The organism is Phyllobacterium zundukense, from assembly GCF_025452195.1.
GTDB classification, from domain to species: domain Bacteria; phylum Pseudomonadota; class Alphaproteobacteria; order Rhizobiales; family Rhizobiaceae; genus Phyllobacterium; species Phyllobacterium zundukense_A.
On the sequence record NZ_CP104969.1, the window covers coordinates 128,553 to 144,714 of the forward strand.

The 16,162-nt window shown below is 56.9% G+C and carries 14 protein-coding genes; 5 read left to right on the top strand and 9 right to left on the bottom strand.

Features of this window, described 5'->3' with window-relative positions:
* The first annotated feature begins 63 nt into the window (after positions 1–63).
* The gene (locus N8E88_RS00555) at positions 64–1,065 is read left to right on the top strand and encodes an NAD(P)H-quinone oxidoreductase (RefSeq protein WP_262290547.1); all 1,002 of its coding nucleotides are present in this window, start codon (positions 64–66) and stop codon (positions 1,063–1,065) included.
* Positions 1,066–1,234: 169 nt separating this feature from the next.
* Here N8E88_RS00555 and guaD read toward each other — a convergent pair whose 3' ends face one another.
* Both guaD and N8E88_RS00565 read right to left on the bottom strand, forming a co-directional pair.
* The gene (gene guaD, locus N8E88_RS00560; RefSeq protein ID WP_262290548.1) at positions 1,235–2,590 is read right to left on the bottom strand and encodes a guanine deaminase; all 1,356 of its coding nucleotides are present in this window, start codon (positions 2,588–2,590) and stop codon (positions 1,235–1,237) included.
* On the bottom strand, positions 2,587–3,828 hold the full coding sequence (locus N8E88_RS00565; protein ID WP_262290549.1) for a urate hydroxylase PuuD: 1,242 nt from the start codon (positions 3,826–3,828) through the stop codon (positions 2,587–2,589). Before N8E88_RS00565 ends, guaD begins: the two co-directional genes overlap by 4 nt.
* Before the next feature lie 134 nt (positions 3,829–3,962).
* On the opposite strand from N8E88_RS00565, the gene N8E88_RS00570 reads away from it, so the two are divergent.
* Complete coding sequence (locus N8E88_RS00570; protein ID WP_224506342.1) at positions 3,963–4,877, top strand: LysR family transcriptional regulator; 915 nt, start codon at positions 3,963–3,965, stop codon at positions 4,875–4,877.
* A gap of 9 nt (positions 4,878–4,886) precedes the next feature.
* Here the strand turns inward: N8E88_RS00570 and xdhC are convergent, their stop codons facing one another.
* The 4 genes from xdhC to uraH are packed head-to-tail and all read right to left on the bottom strand — an operon-like array spanning position 4,887 to position 9,957.
* Positions 4,887–5,744: a xanthine dehydrogenase accessory protein XdhC gene (gene xdhC, locus N8E88_RS00575; RefSeq protein WP_262290550.1), complete on the bottom strand. Its 858-nt coding sequence runs from the start codon at positions 5,742–5,744 to the stop codon at positions 4,887–4,889.
* A gap of 6 nt (positions 5,745–5,750) precedes the next feature.
* Positions 5,751–8,087 carry a xanthine dehydrogenase molybdopterin binding subunit gene (xdhB, locus tag N8E88_RS00580; RefSeq protein WP_262290551.1) on the bottom strand — a complete coding sequence of 779 codons (2,337 nt, stop codon included), beginning with the start codon at positions 8,085–8,087 and terminating at the stop codon, positions 5,751–5,753.
* Positions 8,088–8,097: 10 nt separating this feature from the next.
* Positions 8,098–9,579 (bottom strand): xanthine dehydrogenase small subunit, encoded by a 1,482-nt coding sequence (gene xdhA, locus N8E88_RS00585; RefSeq protein WP_262290552.1) that lies wholly within the window; start codon positions 9,577–9,579, stop codon positions 8,098–8,100.
* Positions 9,580–9,585: 6 nt separating this feature from the next.
* The gene (gene uraH, locus N8E88_RS00590) at positions 9,586–9,957 is read right to left on the bottom strand and encodes a hydroxyisourate hydrolase (protein WP_262290553.1); all 372 of its coding nucleotides are present in this window, start codon (positions 9,955–9,957) and stop codon (positions 9,586–9,588) included.
* A 193-nt stretch (positions 9,958–10,150) separates the two neighbouring features.
* Between uraH and puuE the strand changes: the two genes are divergently transcribed.
* Genes puuE through N8E88_RS00605 form a run of 3 tightly spaced genes read left to right on the top strand, consistent with a single transcriptional unit; the run spans position 10,151 to position 13,064 of the window.
* Positions 10,151–11,551 (top strand): allantoinase PuuE, encoded by a 1,401-nt coding sequence (gene puuE, locus N8E88_RS00595; RefSeq protein WP_262290617.1) that lies wholly within the window; start codon positions 10,151–10,153, stop codon positions 11,549–11,551.
* A 9-nt stretch (positions 11,552–11,560) separates the two neighbouring features.
* Positions 11,561–12,574, top strand: coding sequence for an allantoicase (alc, locus tag N8E88_RS00600; RefSeq protein ID WP_410010502.1), 1,014 nt, complete (start codon positions 11,561–11,563; stop codon positions 12,572–12,574).
* Positions 12,575–12,578: 4 nt separating this feature from the next.
* A complete protein-coding gene (locus tag N8E88_RS00605; RefSeq protein ID WP_262290555.1) occupies positions 12,579–13,064 on the top strand; it encodes an ureidoglycolate lyase in 486 nt (161 codons plus the stop codon).
* A gap of 70 nt (positions 13,065–13,134) precedes the next feature.
* Here N8E88_RS00605 and N8E88_RS00610 read toward each other — a convergent pair whose 3' ends face one another.
* The 3 genes from N8E88_RS00610 to tam form a co-directional block, all read right to left on the bottom strand.
* Positions 13,135–13,740 carry a deaminase gene (locus tag N8E88_RS00610; RefSeq protein ID WP_262290556.1) on the bottom strand — a complete coding sequence of 202 codons (606 nt, stop codon included), beginning with the start codon at positions 13,738–13,740 and terminating at the stop codon, positions 13,135–13,137.
* Positions 13,741–13,830: 90 nt separating this feature from the next.
* Positions 13,831–15,123, bottom strand: coding sequence for an NCS2 family permease (locus tag N8E88_RS00615; protein ID WP_262290557.1), 1,293 nt, complete (start codon positions 15,121–15,123; stop codon positions 13,831–13,833).
* 256 nt (positions 15,124–15,379) lie between these two features.
* Positions 15,380–16,156 (bottom strand): trans-aconitate 2-methyltransferase, encoded by a 777-nt coding sequence (gene tam, locus N8E88_RS00620; protein WP_262290558.1) that lies wholly within the window; start codon positions 16,154–16,156, stop codon positions 15,380–15,382.
* Positions 16,157–16,162: the final 6 nt, after the last annotated feature.

The following is a 16,162-nucleotide window of genomic DNA, read 5'->3' on the forward strand; positions in this document are numbered from 1 at the left end:
CGCTTGACGTAGCGAGCGCCGTGGACCTCTCACTCCTTCCATCCCACATCCGGAGATACGGCAATGATCGGCCTTCCCGAAAGTATGACTGCGATCGCCATCAGCGAACCGGGCGGTCCTGATGTGCTCAAAGCGGAACAGCGCCCTGTTCCTGCCCCTGCGGAAAACGAAATCCTCATTCGTGTTGCCGCCGCCGGTGTCAACCGCCCCGATGTGTTTCAGCGCGCGGGTAGCTATCCGCCGCCGAAAGGCTCCTCGGACCTGCCCGGTCTCGAAGTTGCGGGCGAAGTGGCGGCCGTGGGAGCCGGTGTGTCACGATGGAAAGCGGGAAACAAGGTCTGCGCCCTGACACCGGGTGGCGGTTACGCCGAATACGTAGCTGTCGACAGCTTGAGTGCGCTCCCGATCCCTGACGGGCTTTCGTTTGTTGAAGCCGCAGCCATACCGGAAACCTTCTTTACCGTTTGGCACAACGTCTTCGAGCTTGGCGCCTTGAAGCAGGGTGAAACCCTTTTGATCCATGGCGGCGCATCGGGCATAGGAACGACTGCGATCATGCTTGCCAAGGCATTCGGTGCGACAGTGATCGTAACCGCAGGGACGGACGAAAAATGCGCCGCTTGCCGCGAACTCGGTGCCGATGCGGCAATCAATTACCGCACGGCGGATTGGCTGGCAGAGGTCAGGGACGTGACCGGACGGCAAGGTGCCGACGTCATCCTCGACATGGTCGGCGGTCCCTATATCGAGAAAAACTACCAGGCGGCGGCGATCGGCGGACGCATCGTCAATATCGCATTTCTGCAAGGCTCGCGCGCCGATGTCGACTTTATGCGCCTGATGATGAAGCGCCTGACGCACACCGGCTCAACGCTACGCGCGCAGTCTCTCGAGGCAAAGGCGCGGATCGCCGCCGAGCTTGAAGCCAATGTCTGGCCGCTCCTCGCCGAGGGGAAATGCCGGCCGCTTATCCACGCGTGCTTTCCATTTACCGAGGCAAGCCAGGCCCACACATTGATGGAGGCCAATACCAATATCGGCAAGATTGTGCTGACCGTTGAATAAAACCGATGATTCTTAAAAGCCGGACAGTTTTTACGCAAGATGGCGTGATTCCTGCGCAAGACTGGCCGATTCCTATGCAAGAAATGCCCGAGACCCATATGGTTTTTGCAATCGCAGGTTTAAATTTTGGTGTAGCGACGCGAAAATCGCGTCACTACATGTGACCGGGTTAAGCCGGCTGCAATTCAGGCAGCGATCGGGCGCCATGAGAAGCAGCAGCTTTATCGAGCCCGCTCTTCATTGGCTTGCCGGCGACGTAAACCTCTGAAACAGAACGATCATCGCCCATGGTCTGGAGGATGAACAGCTCCTCCGCCAAGGTCGTTGCAGTCCTCATGCGCAATTCCATCGCCGGCTTGGCACGGCTGTCGAGAATGGTGATATCTGCATCTGCCCCCGCACGCAGCGAACCGATGCGATCCTCAAGACCTAGTGCTCGCGCATTGCCAAGCGTCATCATGTAGTAGGAAGCGAAGGGCGAGAGGCTCTGTCCCTGTACATGCAAGACCTTGTAGGCCTCGCTCATCGTCTCCAGCATGGAGAAGCTGGTCCCGCCACCGACATCGGTCGCGACGGACGTGCGTGCGCCGCGCTCTTTGAACCGACCTTTGTCAAACAAGCCGCTACCGAGGAACAGATTGGAGGTCGGGCAGAAAACCGCAACCGACCTTGTCTCGGCGAGCGCCGAAATTTCCCGGTCCGAAAGGAAGATGCAGTGGCCAAGTAGGGTTTTTGACCCGAGCAAATCATAGTTCGCATAGATGTCGGTATAGTCCTTCGCCGAAGGATAGAGCGACCTTGCATAGGCAATTTCGTCTTTGTTTTCAGATAGATGCGTTTGGACATAACATTCCGGATGCTCGCGCACCAAAGCGCGGCTCATGTCCATTTGCTCGGGTGTCGAGGTGATGGCGAAGCGCGGACTGATCGCATAATGCGCGCGTCCGCGGCCATGCCACTTGGCGATAAGAGCCTTGGTTTCGTCATAGCCTGTCTGTGGCGTATCGCGCAGCGCGTCGGGAGCGTTGCGATCCATCATCACCTTGCCGCCGATCATCAGCATGTTGCGCTTCTCAGCGGCAGCAAAGTAGGCGTCAACGCTTGTCCGATGTACCGAGCAATAGGCGGCGGCTGTTGTCGTGCCGTTGCGCAATAGTTCATCCATGAAGCGGCCAGCGATGAAATCGGCATGCGCGGAGGACGCGAATTTCTGCTCTTCTACAAAGATGTAAGTGTTCAGCCATTCCAAGAGCTGCGCGCCATAGGAGGCGATCGCCTGCGTCTGCGGAAAGTGTAAATGGGTGTCGATAAAGCCGGGCAGAATCAAATGAGGATGGTGATCGACGATCTGCGCCTGCGGTCCCGCAACCGACACCAAAGCCGCGTATTCTCCGGTTTCGACAATCTTGCCATTGTCGACCAGCACCGCGCCATCTTCGAAATAGCTATAGGCTGACTGATCGTCGATGCTCTTCGGCTCGTCGACGAAAGTCAGCACGCGGCCGCGCAGAAGCAATTTGCTCATTGGACTGTTCCTCCCTGAACTGTGGTCTCATACCAGCTGGTGAGCAGGCGGCGCTCGTCATCAGTTATGCCGCTGACATTGGCCGGTGGCATCGCATGTGAGCGCCCGGCCTGCAGGTAGATCTCGCGGGCATGTCCCGCGATCTCGCTGTCGGTTTCAAGCACGACACCCTTGGGCGGGACGATGATGCCCTCCCAGCCAGGTTCCTTGGCGTGGCACATTGAGCACCGTCCGAGGATTGTGTCCTTCACCTTGGGGAAGGCTTCGGCGGAAATAAACGGCTGCTGGACAGCAGAAATCCTCTCCCCGGCACCTTCACCAGACAGGATCTTCGGCACCGTCGACAGCCACATGATGATAACGAAAAGGATCGCGGTAACCAGCCACGTCCATGTCGGTTCCCCCTTGCGCGCGTGGCGGGTGTTGAACCAATGGCGGATCGTGACGCCCATCAGGAACACCAGCGAGGCAATGATCCAGTTGTACTTGGTGCCGAATGCCAGCGGATAGTGGTTGGACAACATCAGGAACAGCACTGGCAGGGTCAAATAATTGTTGTGAGTGGAGCGCTGCTTGGCCTGCTTGCCCAGCTTGGGATCTGGAAGCTTCCCTGCGATCAGGTCGGCAACGACCTTCTTCTGGTTCGGGATGATGATCATGAACACGTTGGCAGACATGATGGTCGCCGTGAACGCGCCAAGATGCAGAAACGCCGCACGCCCAGTGAAAAGCTGCGTATAGCCCCATGCCATTCCCACCAGCACGAAATAGAGCAGGACCATCAATTGCGTGTCGTTTCTGCCAAGCGGCGACTTGCAGATCGTGTCATAGACGATCCAGCCGCCAAAAATCGATGCGAGCGAAATCGCGATAGCCACTGGCCGCGATACGTCGAGTACATGCGGATCGATCAGGTACAGATCAGCGCCTGCATAGTAGACGATGCAGAGCAGGGCGAAGCCAGAAAGCCACGTCGCATAGGATTCCCATTTGAACCATGTCAAATGTTCGGGCATCTGCTCGGGCGCCACCAGATATTTCTGGATGTGATAAAAACCGCCGCCGTGGACTTGCCACTCCTCACCATGCGCGCCGGCTGGAAGGCCAGGACGCTGGCGCAAACCAAGGTCGAGCGCCACGAAATAGAAGGACGAGCCGATCCAGGCAATGCCGGTGATCACATGTAACCAGCGAACAGCGAAGTTCATCCAGTCCCAGGCAATAGCGTATTCGTACATCCGGCTCTCCCTTGTATCGCAGGGAGTATGTGCCAAAGCCTATGCTCATGTGAAACACCGTAATGCGCCCATCTCTTTCAAAAAAATCTTTAAAATGCTAGATCATCAGACAGTGTAAGGCTTCGGGCGAAACAATGTCGTACCTTGATAACCTTCGTGTTTTTGTTCGAGTCGTCGAACTTGGAAACCTCTCTGCCGCCGGGCGCGACCAGCGTGCTTCTCCGGCTGTTGCCAGCAATCGGATCAAGGAACTCGAGCGTCATCTTGGTGTGCGTCTCTTCAATCGCACGACGCGCAAACTAACGCCGACCGAGCACGGCCGCGTATTCTACGAAGGCGCAGTCAAGATTATCGAGGCAATCAATGAGGCCGAAGCGGCGATTGCCGATCTGTCGAAAAAGCCCAAAGGTGCAATCCGGATCACCGCACCCCTTGGCATTGGCCGGCGCCTGATCGCATCCGGCATTCCGGAGTTTCACGACAAGTACCCGGATATCGAGGTGCGGCTGCGATTGTCAGATCACAACGTCGATATCATGAGCGAGGGTGTCGATGTTGCCTTCAAGCTCGGCATACTCGAGGACTCCAATTTGCGCATGCGCGGCATCATGAATTGCGAAAGGGTAATCTGCGCGTCGCCTGATTATCTGGAAAGGCGCGGTACACCCTTAACGCCCGACGATCTGATAGCCGAACATCACGATTGCCTGCTGCTACGTTATCCGGGTTCCAAGGAATATTTCTGGACGCTGCAGATGCCGGAAGGTACGCGCAAGCTGGAAGTCAGCGGTCCTTATGATTCCGATGATGGCGATGTACTGACACAATGGGCGCTCGAGGGTCGCGGCATCATCAACAAACCGTTGTTTGAAGTGAAAAGCCATTTGAATGACGGAACGCTGAAAGCGATCCTCGAAGACACGCCGCCAGCCAGTATTCAGCTCGCCGCAATCTACCCGCACAAGCGGTTTCAGGATCCGAAGGTCCGGCTTATGATCGACTTTATGACCGAGCGCTGTCAGCGCCTGGTCAGTGCAATGTTGGAATAAGAGCTCACCTCAGGCTGGAACGCGCCTACGTTCTTTGGGTGCAACATTTGGCGTAAGGCGATAGTTTAACGCCGAAACCATGATTTCAGCCGCCGCCAGAGCCGCAATGACAGTAGGACGCTTGTCCTTCACGGCGGTCCCGCCGACCGGACAGACCAGCCTGTCGAAAAACTCCGGACGACCCACCTCACGTGTCAACCAGCTGCGAAACGTTGCGCGTTTCGTCTTCGACCCAATCATGCCGACGTAGGACGCATCATTCCTGGCAAGCGCTTCGGTCGTAATCAAGAAGTCGAGTGCATGGTCGTGGGTGAGGACGACGAATGCACTTCCCGCTGGCGCATCACGAACGACCGCCTCAGGCATGGCCGTCAGGCAGGTTTCGATGCCGGGAACCTGCGTGGCGGAAAGTTCATCCTCGCGTGTGTCGACCAATATCGTTCGCAGCGGGACAAGTGAAAGCGCCATGGCCAGCGCATCGCCGACATGACCGGCACCAAAGATATAGACATGCGGACGCTGGGCGATCTCAAGATCAACCTTCTCGATCAATGTCATGGCCACAGTTCGATCAACCCGTTTGAAGCCCAATGAGACACGGCCACCGCAGCATTGGCCAATCTCCGGTCCAAGCGGGATCGTCATTTCATCCATTTGGGCGCCGTTTTCGAGCGCCCTGCGCGCGTGATCAATTGCCATGAATTCGAGCTGCCCACCGCCTATGGTGCCAAAAATGCAATCCGCTGCCACCAGCATCCAGGCTCCGGCTTCGCGCGGAGTGGAGCCGTCTGCGGCCCTCACCTCAGCGAGAACGGCGTGCCTGCGTCGATTCAGAAAGTCCCGGATATCGTCGCAGTTCGTCGGCATGGGATTTCACAGCTCCTTGCCCGCCGACCGCAAACGTTCGACTGCCATCAATACACGCTCTGGTGTGGCCGGGGCATCCAGGCGCGGTGAAATTCGATAGTCCGCTACACTGGCAATTGCCATCGAGATTGCTTCCAGCACGGAGATCGCCAACATGAAGGGCGGTTCGCCGACTGCCTTGGAGCGGCGGATCGTTTCCTCACGATTCACCGACCAGGTGGCAAGCTGCACGTTGAACGTGCGCGGACGATCCGATGCCAGCGGTATCTTGTACGTGGACGGAGCGTGCGTGCGCAACCGGCCCTTGGCATCCCACCACAATTCTTCTGTCGTCAGCCAACCCATGCCCTGCACGAAGGCACCTTCCACCTGACCAAGATCAAGTGCCGGGTTCAACGACTTGCCCACATCATGAAGAATATCGGTACGGTCGACCTGATATTCGCCGGTCAGCGTGTCGATGCTCACCTCGGATACGGAAGCGCCGTAGGCGAAATAGTAGAATGGACGGCCCCTGCCCTCCGACCTGCTCCAGTGGATTTTTGGCGTTTTGTAGAAACCCGCCGCCGAGAGCTGTACACGCGCGCCATAGGCTGACTTGATGAATTCGGGAAACGGGATGAGCCGGTCGCCTACCCGCACCGTATTGGGCTCGAAGAAAACCTCTTCCTTTGCAACACCATATTGCTCGACGGCAAACTGAACGAGGCGCGCCCTGATCTGCTGAGCAGCGTTGGCTGCGGCCATGCCATTAAGGTCAGAACCGGAAGAAGCAGCGGTCGCAGAGGTATTCGGAACCTTTGCGGTTGTTGTTGCCGTTATCCTGATGCGATCGAGGTCGACCTGGAATTCATCGGCCACCACCTGCGCTACCTTGGTATTCAGCCCCTGTCCCATCTCGGTACCACCATGGTTGAGGTGGATTGAACCGTCCGTATAGACATGGACGAGAGCGCCAGCCTGATTGTATTCGGTCTTGGTGAAGGAGATGCCGAACTTGACCGGCGTCAGCGCTATACCCCGCTTGATGATGCGGCTGTGGCGGTTGAAGTTGATAATCGCCTCGCGCCGCGCCGCGTATTCAGACGACTCTTCAAGCTCCGCGATGATCTGCGGGATGATATTATCTTCGACCGTCTGGTGATACGGCGTAAGATTGCGGCCTTCACCGCCATAGAAATTGGCTTTGCGAATTTCCAGCGGGTCCTTCCCAAGCGCATAGGCGATCTCCTCGATCATCCGCTCGCCGCCGACCATGCCCTGCGGGCCACCGAAACCGCGAAAGGCCGTGTTGGAAACGGTGTTGGTCTTCAGCGGCCGCGAACGCAGCCGAACATTGGGATAGAAGTAGCAATTGTCAGCGTGAAACAATGCACGGTCGGTTACGGGCCCCGAAAGATCAGCAGAAAAACCACAGCGGGCGGAGAACGTGGCATCGACAGCTTCAATGCGCCCTTCGTCATCGAAGCCCAGTTCATAGGCTACGTGGAAGTCGTGACGCTTGCCGGTTGCAATCATGTCATCGTCGCGATCCGGCCGGATCTTCACCGCCCGCCGGTACTTCTTGGCGGCAATCGCCGCAACGGCTGCAAAAAGATTAGCCTGCGTTTCCTTGCCCCCAAAACCGCCACCCATGCGTCGCACGTTGACGGTCACTGCGTTGGACGGAATTCCGAGAACATGGCCAACCATATGCTGGGTTTCGCTTGGATGCTGGGTCGAGGAGAAGACCGTCACCTCATCGTCTTCACCGGGAATAGCGAAGGCAATGTGGCCCTCCAGGTAGAAGTGGTCCTGTCCGCCAATGCGCATCTCGCCATTCAGGCGATTCTTCGCCCCGGCAAGGCCAACGGCAATATCGCCGCGCTCAAGTTTCAGCGGATCGATCACCAGCGGATAGTTGGCTTTTTCGGCTTCCAATACATCGGTGACGTGATCGAGATCGCGGTATGCGATCTTGACTTTCGAGGCGGCCTGGCGCGCGATCTGGCGCGTTTCAGCAATCACCGCGAAGATGGGCTGGCCGTGGAATTCTACCTTGCCAACTGCAAAGACGGGATCGTCATGTTTGCCTGCGGGGCTAACGTCGTTGTGACCCGGAATATCATCGACAGTCAGGACGCCTATAACACCGGCGCACAACTTCACCGCTTCGAAATCGATCGACACGATTTCCGCGTGCGCGCGGTGCGACAGACCGAGATAAGCATGCAGCGTGTCGGACGGCTCTGCCATGTCATCGATGTATTCGGCCGTGCCGGACACATGCTTGTGACCGGATTCATGCGGCTGTTTTTCGTGCACGCCACCGCGAATTCGCGTCATTGGCTGAACTACATTCATCGCGTGCTCCTCACCCAAATGCCGGTTCATAACGGTTCAACCGCACAAGCTTTTCGCCGCCTGTCTCAAGGTAGAAACGCCGCAACAGGTTCTTTGCGACCAAGAGGCGATAGTCAGCAGAAGCGCGCCAATCTGTCAGGGGCGTGAAATCATCGGAGAATGCTGCCGCTGCCTTTTCAATCGCGCCCTCGTCCCAAACGGCGCCGGTCAACGATGCCTCGACCGCACTTGCACGCTTGGGAGTTCCGGCCATCCCGCCGAATGCGATGATTGCATTCTCCACCCGGCCCCGTTCGTCGAGAGTAATCCGGAACGCACCACAGACCGAGGAAATGTCTTCATCCAGCCGCTTGGAAATCTTGTAGACGCGATAAATATCGTCGGAGCCTAGGTACGGGATATGGATCGCTTCCACGAACTCGCCGGGTGCACGATCCTGTTTGCCATACTCGATAAAGTATTTCTCAATTGGAACGGAGCGGCGATTGTTACCCTTGCGCAATTGAACTGTCGCACCAAGCCCGATCAGAGCTGGGGGCGTGTCGCCGATTGGCGAGCCGTTGGCGACGTTGCCACCGACAGTCCCCATGTTGCGAACCTGCTCACCGCCAATGCGGTTCCAGAGCTCTGTCAACTGCGGGAAATGGCGAATGATGACGGGATAGGCCTCGGTGTAGCTGACGCCTGCACCAAGCATCAGACGATCGTCGTCCTCTGTTATCAGCCGCAAGTCATCAAGATGCGACAGGAAGACCACCGGGCCGATCTCGCGCATGAACTTCGTCACCCAGAGACCGACATCCGTCGAGCCGGCAACGATGGTCGCGCCGGGATTGCGCTCCAGAACGTCCGCGAAATCATCGACATTGGCGGGAAGAACAAGCCGTTGCTTCCCCTCACCGAGGACAACATGCTTACCGTCTTTCAACGCAAGCAGTTGCTGGGTAACACGAGCCCGTTCAGTGACGAGCGGATCTTTATTCAGATCGCCGATCGCGGTAACGCTTTCTGCGGCCCGGATGATCGCGGCGTAGCCGGTACAACGGCAGAGATTACCCTGCAGAGACTTCTCGATTTCCTGGATATTCGGTTTCGCGTTCTGCATCCACAGACCGTAGAGCGACATGACGAAGCCGGGCGTGCAGAAACCGCACTGCGAAGCATGGGTATCAACCATCGCCTGCTGCACCGGATGCAATGTTCCATCCGATCCAGCCAGCGCCTCGACCGTCACGACATGGCAACCGTCCAGCGAACCAACAAAGCGGATGCAGGCGTTGACTGATTCATATTTGAGCAAGCCGTTGAACAGGCGTCCCACGAGGACTGTGCAAGCGCCGCAATCGCCCTCCGCACATCCCTCCTTGGTGCCACGCAGTTTGCGGTCAAGCCGGAGAAAATCGAGGAGAGTTTCGGTCGGAGAAACGTCGGTGCGTTCGACAACCTTATCGTTGAGCAGAAACCGGATGCTGTTGCGGATTTGTAGTTCCATGTGGAATCAGCTCCCCCGATAGGTTGAATAGCCGAAAGGAGCGACAAGCAGTGGCACGTGATAATGAACGTTCTCATCATCGATCCCAAAGCGGATCGGGACTACGTCGAGAAATGGCGTCTGGCCATTCGCAGGCTGGCCGCCGAAGTATTCGCCTACGTGGAACCGAAGCTCGTAAGCACCAGAGCGCATATCAACGCCGGTCAATAACGGTTTGTTGCAGCGTCCATCTTCATTGGTGCGTGTGCTGTGCAGAGGTAGAAGGCGGTCGCCATCGACGCGAAAGAGATCGATCCGCAAGCTGGCGGCGGGCTTGCCGCTGGCCGTATCGAGCACATGGGTCGTCAGGCGGCCGGCAACTTCATCGTGAAGGCTCATGTGTGTTCCTCCCTCCCGCGGAGTACTTTCAATTTCCATCGCTCAATGTGCCCCTTGGCATCAGTCCCGGGTAGGCAGCGCCTGATTGCAGGACTTTCAAAATTTTCTGGGGGAATGCCTCGTCCATTATTTGAGTATTCAGAGTGGAATAGCGATTTGAGGAGGGACCACATTGGCGAGATATTCCCGCGACATGCACGGCTACGGCGCAAATCCACCGCCAGCCAACTGGCCAGATAGTGCGCGCATCGCCGTTCAGTTCGTTGTGAATTACGAAGAAGGCGGCGAGAACTGCGTTCTGCATGGCGACGCCGCCTCCGAAGCTTTCCTGTCAGAGATTGTCGGCGCACAAGCGTGGCCTGATCAGCGCCACTGGAACATGGAGTCCATCTACGAGTACGGAGCCCGCGCCGGTTTTTGGCGCCTCCACGGCCTGCTGACATCGAAGAACGTGCCCGTCACGGTCTACGGCGTGGCGACAGCCCTGCAGCGGTCGCCTTCGCAAGTTCAAGCCATGCTTGATGCAAACTGGGAGATCGCATCGCACGGCCTGAAATGGATCGACTACAAGGATTACAGTGCTGGCGCCGAGCGCGAGCACATGCTCGAAGCGATCCGCATCCACACTGCCGTTACCGGCGAACGTCCCCGCGGCTGGTACACGGGTCGATGCTCGGCGAACACAGTCGATCTGGTGACCGAAGAAGGCGGCTTCGACTACGTCTCCGATTCCTATGCCGATGACCTGCCCTATTGGTACGAATCCGGCGGCAGGCAGCAGCTCATCGTTCCCTATACGCTCGATGCCAACGACATGCGGTTCGCCACTCCGCAAGGGTTCAACGCCGGCGACCAGTTCTTTTCCTATTTAAAGGACAGCTTCGATACCCTTTACGCGGAAGGCAAAGCCGGTTCGCCCAAGATGATGAGCATTGGTCTGCATTGCCGTCTGGTTGGCAGGCCCGGACGAGTCGCAGCTCTTGCCCGGTTCATCGACTATTTAAAAAGCCACGAGAAGGTCTGGCTTGCCCGCCGCATCGACATCGCGCGGCACTGGGCAGCGAACCACCCATACGAGGCGCGTGGATTGCGTCCGTCATCGCTCGATGAAGCCGCATTTGTCGAACGCTTCGGCGGCGTCTTCGAACACTCCGACTGGATCGCCGGGCGCGCCTTTGACTCAGAACTATCCGCCGCAAATGACACCGCAACCGGCCTCCATGCAGCGTTGACCAATGTGTTTCGCAGCGCGTCCGAGAGCGAACGCCTCGGCGTGTTGAATGCCCACCCGGATCTCGCCGGAAAACTGGCGCAAGTCAGGCGCCTGACGGAGAGCTCTGCGCTGGAGCAGGCATCCGCAGGTTTGGATGAGTTGACCGACAACGAGCGTGAGGACTTCACCACGCTCAATACGCGTTATATCGAGACTTTTGGATTTCCATTCATCATCGCGGTCAAGGGCCGAGGCAAAGACGAAATCCTTTCCAGCTTCAAGACCCGGATCGCGAATGATCACCAGACAGAATTCAACACGGCGTGCCGCGAAGTGGAGAAGATCGCTCTTCTGCGCCTTCAAGACATGCTGCCAAATTGAGGAATGAAAATGTCAAACACAAATGCAGATATCCCCGCATTCGCGCGCAACGCGATCAACCTTGCATCGGCTGGCCTCGGGGCAAAGCCGATCTTCGCGACCGATGAGTTCTTCGCACCGCTTGAACGCATGCTGAGCGACGAGCCTGCAGTTTTCTATCCTGAAAAATTCGACGACAATGGCAAGTGGATGGACGGTTGGGAAACACGCCGGCGCCGCAGTAGCGGGCACGACTATGCCATTGTACGGTTGGCGGCAGCTGGAACGATTTGCGGCTTCGACGTCGATACGGCGCATTTCACCGGAAACTATCCTCCTGCCTGCCGTATCGAAGCTTGCAATGTAGCGGGCGAACCTGACGAAGCCACCTTGTGGACCGAGGTGCTCGGATTGAGCCAACTCGGCGCCAGTTCACACCACTATTTTACTTGCAGCTCCAAGCAAGTATGGACTCATGTTCGCCTGCACATACATCCGGACGGCGGCGTTGCACGCTTGCGTGTCTATGGTCAGCCGTCGCTAAACATTGACAGCGTCAATGGTGAGGCAGTCGATCTTGCGTCCTCGCTTCTTGGCGGCCGGGTCGTCGCCATGTCAAATGCGCATTATGGCTATCAACGCCTGCTCGCGCCGGGTCGCGGCATCAATATGGGCGACGGTTGGGAAACACGCCGCAGACGTGAGCCAGGCAATGACTGGATCATCATCAAGCTTGCCGCGCGCGGAACCATTGAAAGCGCAATTGTGGATACGGCCCATTTCAAGGGGAACTATCCGGATGCCTGCTCGATTCAGGTCGCCGATCTTGGCGACGCCGGCGAGAGCCTCGATGAGTTGGTTGTCGCTTCATCCATGTTCTGGGAAGAGATTTTGCCTGCCCAGAAGTTGTCCGCGGACAACATCCATGAATATGGCGGCAACCAGATCAAGCAAAACGGTGCAGTAACGCATGCTCGCTTCAACATCTATCCGGATGGCGGCGTGAGCCGGTTGCGGCTGTTTGGCAAAATCGCCCGCGGATAATCATATGCGCGAAATCCTCATTCAACAGGTGACCCGGGAGGCGTTTGCGCCTTTCGGAGATGTCATTGAGATCGAAGGCGCAAGCAGCTTTCCCATCAATCATGGCATGTGCATGCGCTACCATGATCTGGCCAAGGTCGAGACGACTGGCGACAACGCACGTACCTTGATCAGCCTGCTGCGCGGCAAGCCTTACGAGCTGCCTCTCAAGCTGGAAATGGTCGAACGGCATCCATTCGGCAGTCAGGCATTCGTGCCCCTGTCGCGCAATCCGTTTCTCGTCGTGGCAGCTCACGACCAGCCGGATGGCCCAGGTGACCCTGTCGCCTTTCTGACGCGACCGGGCCAGGGTGTGAACATTCATCGCAACGTGTGGCACGGCATTCTGACGCCGCTTGAGGGCCAGTCAGATTTTGTTGTCATCGACCGGGGCGGCGACGGCATCAATCTGCAGGAACACTTCTATCCCGAGACGTTTCTCATACGCTAGCGCCGAACAACACACGCAAAAAAGACCGCCCTCCTCAGGAAGGGCGGTCAATTTTTGTGCGATAAAACAATCAGTTCAGCGGAATAGAGTTCTCGTCCTTGCCGGCCTGATACTGCTCCGAGAGTTCCGCATATTTTGCGCTGATCGCCACAGCGCGGTTTTTGAGTCTCGCCCGATCCCGTTCGGGAAGCTGCGCGATCATCTTGTGGATGGAATAGCTGTTCCAGAAAGCGTTTTCCTTATTGTAACCGCCCGGCTCCAATGTGAAAACTTCCTTCAAGATTTTGAGATCGTGCGGGATTGCAAATGCATCACGCGAATCTTCGTGGCTGAAGAAGTAGTAGAAATTGTCAAAACCTGCCCAGGTGATAGCTGAAAGGCACATGGAACAAGGTTCGTGGGTCGACAAGAAAATCAGTTCGCGCGGATCTGGACGGGTAACTTCCGCCATCTCGAAGAAGCGCTTCAATGTATGAACCTCGCCATGCCATAGCGGGTTTTCCGTCTCATTGTTGGTCTCCGCCAAGACGAGCGACAAATCCGATTTGCGCAGCAGCGCCGCGCCGAAGATCTTGTTCCCGGCGGCTACACCGCTCTCGGTTTTTGGAATAATCCAGCGCTCGATCGTATCAAGCAGTACCTCAACAAGGTTGTTCGTCGCGGTTTTCTGCTCCATCGGTGGCTTTCTGATCAGGGATTGTTTGATATTCAAAATAGCAATGGCGCGGATGCGACGCAATCGCCGCATCCGCGCCAGATCGTGAGGTCAGCCCGGAAACAGCGCGAACTTTATAACAAAGAGCGCAGCCACAAGCCATGTCGCCGGGTGCACAACACTCGCCTTGCCTGTGAATGTCTTCAGCACGACATAGCTGATGAACCCGAAGGCGAGACCATTCGCTATCGAATATGTGAACGGGATCATCAAAGCGGTTATCGCAGCCGGTGTCGATTCCGTAACATCGTGCCACTCGATGTCGACGAGTTCATGCATCATGAGTCCCGCCACATAGAGCAACGCTGGAGCGGTTGCATAACCCGGCACGGAAGCCGCGAGCGGCGAGATGAACAGTGCTGCCAGAAAGAGCAGGGCGATGGTCAACGCGGTCAAACCTGTACGACCGCCAGCTTGAACGCCCGAGGCACTTTCGACATAGGCGGTTGTGCTGCTCGTCCCGAGCAATGAGCCGGCCACGATTGCCGTACTGTCGGCAAACAATGCGCGGCCAAGATTATTCGGCTTTCCCTCTTCGATCAGCCCGGCACGCTTGCTGACGCCGATCAAGGTTCCGGTCGCATCAAATACTTCGACAAGAACGAAAACGAGGATGACCTGAAGAAGCCCGGTGTGCAGAGCACCCATGATATCAAGCTGGAGGAAGGTTGGTGCCAGACTTGGTGGCGCTGAAAACACGCCCTTGAACTCGCTCACGCCAAGGATCATCGACAGGACTGTCACAACAAGAATGCCGATCAGAATTGCCCCGCGAACTTTGAGCGCATCGAGCGCGGCGATGACGAAGAAGCCCAGGATCGCGAGCAACGCACCTGTACTTCCAAGATGACCCAAACCAACGAATGTCGCGGGATTTGCGACAACAATGCCAGAATTTTTCAACGCTATGAATGCGAGGAAGAGGCCGATACCTGCCGCGATCGCGCTCCGCAATGATTTGGGAATGCCCGCGACGAGCCAGCGACGTATTCCCGTTACCGTAAGTAGTAGAAAGATGCAGCCCGAGATGAACACTGCTCCGAGCGCCTGCTGCCAGGAAAAGCCCATGGCAGCCACGACAGTAAACGCGAAGAAGGCATTGAGGCCCATGCCAGGCGCCATGCCGATCGGCCAATTGGCAACCAGCGCCATCACGCCGGAACCGAGTGCGGCGGCGATACAGGTCGCGACAAACACAGCATTGCGATCCATCCCCGTCGAGGACAAGATCTCTGGATTGACGAAAATGATATACGACATCGTCAGGAACGTCGTCAGTCCTGCCAACACTTCCGTGCGTACCGATGTGTCGTGGTCGTTAAGCTTGAAAAGCTTTTCGAGCATAGTTCCTCCCCTTGGCAAAAGCCTAAGTCTCCGGTTGCCTGGCAAGCGCGCTACGCGTCAATGCAGGCTGCCTCTTTTGAGTTTTCGATAATTCTCCTATCAGGAGATGGCAGGCATACACTCCTCCGCATACCGCCGCTCCTCAGTGTCGCCACTGCAAACGGGATTGTGCGATTTTCGTCGCGGCGATGCTAGGCACCTATTCCGCATTCATTTGCGAAACACCTTCAATATTTTCTTGAGCTTTATGATGGATTTACCGCGTCGCAACGATGAACATGCGAGGGAATGGCAATAGCACTATCCCGTCATCCATCGGCTTGTAGGATTGAGCCAAACGTCGCCTGTACTTGTCAAGAAAATCTGCTCGTTCATCGCTATTTAGCAGAGAAAGATACGGGCGTAGCGCTGAGCCCTTGAACCATTCGATGATGCCATCCAGCCCTTGCAACGTATGATGATAGGTCGTGCGCCAAATGTCGACGCGCTGGCAATGGGGCCGCAGCAATTGATAGTAGAATGACGCGGTGCCTATCTCGCCGCGAGTGGCATCCGCCTGTGTCACCCTTGCCGCCCAGCGCGCGTCAGCCGCCACTTCCCGCATAGCCACATGTGTCGCCTCCTGCAGATTATCTGGCATCTGTATCGCCAGGGAGCCTCCAGCACTGAGAAAACCCGTCAGCCGCGGGAAAAGCCGGTCATGGTCAGGAAGCCACTGCATGACGGCATTGGCGTAGAGAAGATCGGCATTCCTTTGAGGCTGCCACACATCAATGTCGGCAACCGCGAATTCGCAGTCCGGCAGTCGCTCCTTGGCCTTGGCGGTCATATCCGCAGAAGAATCGATCCCATGGACTTCAGCATGTGGATACCGCTTCACAAGCAGTTCGGTGGAGTTGCCCGGGCCACAGCCGAGATCCACCGCAAATTGTACATCCTGATTGGGAACAGCAGAAAGCAGGTCATTTGCCGGGCGGGTTCGTTCGTCTTCGAACTTGAGATACTGGTCAGGCGACCAATCCGCTTTTCTCATCTGCGA

Coding starts and splice junctions, on each gene's coding strand:
- N8E88_RS00555 (WP_262290547.1), top strand. CDS start 64: ATGATCGGCCTTCCCGAAAGTATGACTGCGATCGCCATCAGCGAACCG.
- guaD (WP_262290548.1), bottom strand. CDS start 2,590: ATGAGCAAATTGCTTCTGCGCGGCCGCGTGCTGACTTTCGTCGACGAG.
- N8E88_RS00565 (WP_262290549.1), bottom strand. CDS start 3,828: ATGTACGAATACGCTATTGCCTGGGACTGGATGAACTTCGCTGTTCGC.
- N8E88_RS00570 (WP_224506342.1), top strand. CDS start 3,963: ATGTCGTACCTTGATAACCTTCGTGTTTTTGTTCGAGTCGTCGAACTT.
- xdhC (WP_262290550.1), bottom strand. CDS start 5,744: ATGCCGACGAACTGCGACGATATCCGGGACTTTCTGAATCGACGCAGG.
- xdhB (WP_262290551.1), bottom strand. CDS start 8,087: ATGAATGTAGTTCAGCCAATGACGCGAATTCGCGGTGGCGTGCACGAA.
- xdhA (WP_262290552.1), bottom strand. CDS start 9,579: ATGGAACTACAAATCCGCAACAGCATCCGGTTTCTGCTCAACGATAAG.
- uraH (WP_262290553.1), bottom strand. CDS start 9,957: ATGAGCCTTCACGATGAAGTTGCCGGCCGCCTGACGACCCATGTGCTC.
- puuE (WP_262290617.1), top strand. CDS start 10,151: ATGCACGGCTACGGCGCAAATCCACCGCCAGCCAACTGGCCAGATAGT.
- alc (WP_410010502.1), top strand. CDS start 11,561: ATGTCAAACACAAATGCAGATATCCCCGCATTCGCGCGCAACGCGATC.
- N8E88_RS00605 (WP_262290555.1), top strand. CDS start 12,579: ATGCGCGAAATCCTCATTCAACAGGTGACCCGGGAGGCGTTTGCGCCT.
- N8E88_RS00610 (WP_262290556.1), bottom strand. CDS start 13,740: ATGGAGCAGAAAACCGCGACGAACAACCTTGTTGAGGTACTGCTTGAT.
- N8E88_RS00615 (WP_262290557.1), bottom strand. CDS start 15,123: ATGCTCGAAAAGCTTTTCAAGCTTAACGACCACGACACATCGGTACGC.
- tam (WP_262290558.1), bottom strand. CDS start 16,156: ATGAGAAAAGCGGATTGGTCGCCTGACCAGTATCTCAAGTTCGAAGAC.